General features: G+C 56.4%; 5 protein-coding genes. 4 read left to right on the top strand and 1 reads right to left on the bottom strand.

Annotated elements, in window-relative coordinates; translation table 11 throughout:
• Nucleotides 1–458 precede the first annotated feature (458 nt).
• Both EPO09_RS22140 and EPO09_RS22135 read left to right on the top strand, forming a co-directional pair.
• Nucleotides 459–737, top strand: coding sequence for a hypothetical protein (locus EPO09_RS22140; RefSeq protein WP_290646788.1), 279 nt, complete (start codon nt 459–461; stop codon nt 735–737).
• Nucleotides 738–1701: 964 nt separating this feature from the next.
• Entirely contained in the window at nt 1702–2277 is a 576-nt protein-coding gene (locus EPO09_RS22135) for a recombinase family protein (RefSeq protein WP_290646786.1), read from the top strand.
• Nucleotides 2278–2449: 172 nt separating this feature from the next.
• On the opposite strand, the gene EPO09_RS22130 is transcribed toward EPO09_RS22135, so the two are convergent.
• Nucleotides 2450–3430: a hypothetical protein gene (locus EPO09_RS22130; protein WP_290646784.1), complete on the bottom strand. Its 981-nt coding sequence runs from the start codon at nt 3428–3430 to the stop codon at nt 2450–2452.
• A gap of 115 nt (nt 3431–3545) precedes the next feature.
• Between EPO09_RS22130 and EPO09_RS22125 the strand changes: the two genes are divergently transcribed.
• A complete protein-coding gene (locus EPO09_RS22125; protein WP_290646783.1) occupies nt 3546–3884 on the top strand; it encodes a hypothetical protein in 339 nt (112 codons plus the stop codon).
• A 35-nt stretch (nt 3885–3919) separates the two neighbouring features.
• A partial coding sequence (locus tag EPO09_RS22120) for a hypothetical protein (protein ID WP_290646781.1) occupies nt 3920–4336 on the top strand: 417 nt, incomplete at its 3' end.

The following is a 4336-nucleotide window of genomic DNA, read 5'->3' as shown; positions in this document are numbered from 1 at the left end:
ACAGAGGGTTAGGACCAAGCTGCCCAGCGGAGTGCCAATCATCGTGGAAGTGCCAAGGGTGAACCGTGGGGGCCCTCCCGATAAAACATGAGGAATTTCCGAGGGGGTATCTGATCAACGGCCCGCCTGATTTACCCCCCGTGCCCCCTCGGTTTCCATAGTGGACCACCTGTGCAGCGCCGCAGCAACAGAATGGGCCAGGGCCCCTCATTTCCATGTGTGGACTGGGTATAGTGAGTGTTCATTCTGGCGTCAGACATACACAGTCACGCCAATGGCTCCGCATCGAAGTTTTGCGGGTGCGCTCCGAGATCTAACCCACGGTTTACACAGGTCAACAGTTGACGTTTGTGTACACCTACAGCGCAGTAGGACATCGACTATTCCTACGCTTGCTTCCTTGAAATCATTGCTTCCGCGTCGAGTTGACGTGACCAGAAAGCAAGAGAGTTCAAGCCATGGCTTACCAGTTGTTCCGCGTGTTCCGCTTCATTTCCACCTACCTGTGGCGCATCGTCTGGGCCTTTATCTGGCCTGTGGCTGCACCGATAGCAACAGCCATAGCGAAGCGGGTGCCTGTGCACTTCAACTTGTTCCTCAATGGCACAGGAAAGCGCCGCCCGCATCTCTACAGGGTGGGCACCGGCTGGTATGGAGTCGAGTGGGGATTCATGAACCTAGAGTTCTTCTGCCCCGACGAGTGGGATGCAAGGGCATCCAAGGCGCTGGGCCTGTAAGCCGTGCCGCAGTGCTGATAGCCCTGCATGCATCGATCAACCTTGGGGCCTTCGGGCCCTTTGTGCTTTTGAATGCTCACCTCAGTCTATGCACGACAAAGCCCACCAGCACAAACGCTGCGCAGCAGACTAGAGCCATGGCCCCCATCGGGCTGTCGTTCAGAGCCTTAAGGATCTTGGGTAAGAAGGTGGTCAGCAATTCAAGATAGCGCATAGGGCCTCATCAATTCAAGTAATGCGCCAATGCTGCTGTCACGACTCCTAGGCATGTGCTCCCATTTTCCGAATCGGATACACAGCAAGTCATAGGCGATGCGCCAATGGTCAAGCACAGACAGGATTGGTTCCTCCTGTGGGTTTTCCAAATCTCAGGCCCGCATCAGGGGCGTATCGTGCCGCCGCTGTTGTTGCGCACTCGTATGGGCCCTTTCTATCCATTGAACTAAGGAGGGGAGCAGCCCCGGCAGTCCTGCCACGGAATGGACCGGCCTGGGCCATGGTCAGTTGCGTTTGTGAATAGCAAAGGCCACAAGAGCAAAGGCTGACAAGCAGACCACAACAAGGCAGGCCATTGGGCTGTCTTGAAGGGCTCGAAGGATGAGGGGCAAGGCGGTAAGCAGCTCTGAAGTGTTGGGCATTGCAGTGTTCCAAGGTTCGGCTTGATGTCGTGGCCGCAATGCTTTCCCACCCTCTGCCCTGCGTACAGTTAAAGCGTTTTACAACTTAACGCCAGCACAATGGAGGGACACATTGCTCACGCCTTCACGCTGTGCATCCTCTCAAGATCAAACCCGCCTGTCGTGGTGAAACGTTTCACTAGTAGTGGCCCCAGGCAGGCTCAAAACTTGTACCTTGTGGACCACCCGCCACATCGAGGGCTAGGGTGGATCAAAAGATAATTGACAGCACTTCTGAACCAAGCTCACAATGTACGAATATCTTTTGAGCCAATCAGGAGCCCCCAGTGTCCCGCCTTGCCTACTTCCGCGTATCGACCTCAGACCAGTCCATTGAGTCCCAGCGTGCAGCCATGGGCGGAGGCTTTGACAGAGAGTTCTCTGACGAGGGCGTGAGTGGCGCAACACCTGCTAAAGACCGCAAAGGCTTTGCCGCCCTGCTGGACTTCATCCGTGAGGGGGACACCCTCCACGTCTATGCAGTGGACCGCCTGGGCCGCGATGCCCTGGACGTTCAAGCCACTGTGCGCCAGCTCCTGACCAAAGGCGTGGAGGTCCATGTGCATGGCCTGGGGGTCATCGCCAAGGGTGTAGGCGAATTGATCCTGGCAGTGCTGGCCCAAGTGGCTGACATGGAGCGCCAGCGCATCATTGAGCGTACAGCGGCAGGCAGGCAGGCTGCCCGCGAGTCACTGGAGCGCACCGGCAAGACCCACAAGGGCAAGGCCAGCATGGGAAGGCCGCAGGCGGCAGACCCCAAGGAAGTCAAGGAGTGGAAGGTGGCCAATGGGGCCAGCATCGCGCAGACAGCCGAGCGGTTCAGCCTGTCCACTTCGACGGTCAAGCGGTACTGTGCAAGCTGACACCAGAGCATCCCAATTACCGAAGCCCTGCGCTAACCCCGTGGGGCTTTTTGCTTTCTGGCCGATGCTGGATTGGACGGACTGGCACTGAGGATGAGTCGAATCGGTCAGGGCTTTGAGATGCCCGAGCGACACAAACCAAGGCGGATGCTCCTCCCGAAGGAACTACATATCACGCCTTCATATTTCGGAGCGCCGACCAGTTTTGAAGGATCTGCGCCACAGGCTGCCCATACAGCGCCAACTTATCTAAGAGTGAATTGGGCGCGTGCACTCTCCTGCCAACAATGCACGCCAAAACCCGTTTCCTATAACGCTCATCGAGCATCCGCTCAAAATCTTTCTGCGCACTCTCCCGGTCCTCCACGAACATGCGCTCACTAAATCCCTGGATACACAACTGCCAAATCGAGTTCAACTCGGCATCGCATGCCTCAAGAGTTGAAGGCACAGGCTCCTTCGGTTGCTCACAATCTATTTCAGGAGCCGCCACCCCTTGAAGCGGGACGCGTTCAATATGCTGAACTGCCTCAGGACAGTGCACCATCACATCCGCACCATTTGAAGGTTCAAACGGCGTTAACACCAATCTATGTTCACTCTGTGCGCGGTAGCTAGGACACTTAACAAATGGGTCAACCACCTGTACTCCTGAGCGCTGAAAGTCTGGCTCTGCCCGCTCATATCGCACGGGGGCCATAGCTGCACGAAACGCTTCATGCAACGGCACATTCGAACCTTTAACCCGTCCCTTATGCAAGAGAGTCTCACCAAAGGCGCGCCAGTCAGTTACTGCTATACACGCATCACAATCGGACGCAATTGGAGGTGGGTTATCCGGAGGGCGCGACGATACACAATATATGACGGCATCGGCGTGGCTGTTGATCGATGTCCCCACCAAATTCAACTGTGTATTGCTTCCTGCGGCAAGGCCGAGGCCACGGGCCAGTTCCGCAACATTTGAATCTTTCGAGTCGGCATGTACCGTAGCAGAAACAATCGTTTTCTCGTAGCCATCATGCAAATCCCCCCGCGACCTATCCCCATCAAGCAGCTCCAATAGTTGATATTTAGTCATGTGCCCAAAGTAAAAATCGCCAGACAAAATACCATCAACATACCGACTAGCGAGATATTTATACAGCCTCATATGCCATCCTCCTGATAAGCGTTCAATTGAAAATCAATTATCCATCAAGACCACCGCAGCAGAGCAGCGCCTGTGCTGGAAGGAAATTGGTGACGCCCTCCGTTATGGCCGCAGCTTGCACAAGGCTGACCGTGCGTTCGCCCAGTGGGTGAAGGAACATGGGTTTGATGACATGGACCGCCGTGTCCGTGCTGATGCTATGTGGCTGGCTGAGAACTGGGCCGAGGTGTCTGGTCCCCGGACACCAGCCGGGATGGCCAACCCAGGCGAACTCCGCCGCTGGCTCAATGAAGCCCAGGCCGACACCCCACCGGCCCCCGAGCTGACCATTGAGGCCCCTGCCCGCCTCACCGCTTCCATTGAGCAGGTGGCCCCCCAGGCTCACCGAATCAACAAGCTGGCTTCCATGGCCGAACATCCCTCCCATTGGGGACTCCAGGTTACCTCCTCCTGAACTACATTCGGCGGCAGTAGTGCATCAGGCAAGCTATGGAAACAAATCAAGAAGACACCTGCATACAGCCGTACACGCACTACAACCCCGCGTGGGTTCATGTGCAGACTGAGGGCTCCTCGGCATGGTTCCTTGCAGAAGACGTTTGTGCAGCCATTGGTATGCCCCTGTTACGCATCAAATACATTCCCGAGCACACGAGAAAGAAGGCAGCCATTGCAGGCGGCAAGGTGGTCCATATGGTCAACGCCGAAGGACTGCTGTGCCTACTCGGGCAGGCAACTAGGAACACCTCCAACCGCGCACACTTGCCCGTGCACACCCTCCATGCCCACGTAGAGGGACAGGCAAGCGCAGATATGGAGGCTACCCGGATTGTGGAAGGAGGCAGGCGGGCCATCGCGGCAGTGATGCAGGCCTTTCCTCAAAGACCCCGAAACAAGCGTAAGGAC

Source organism: Aquabacterium sp. (assembly GCF_004297345.1).
Lineage (GTDB): Bacteria > Pseudomonadota > Gammaproteobacteria > Burkholderiales > Burkholderiaceae_C > Aquabacterium.
This window is presented reverse-complemented; position numbering and strand designations above follow the sequence as displayed.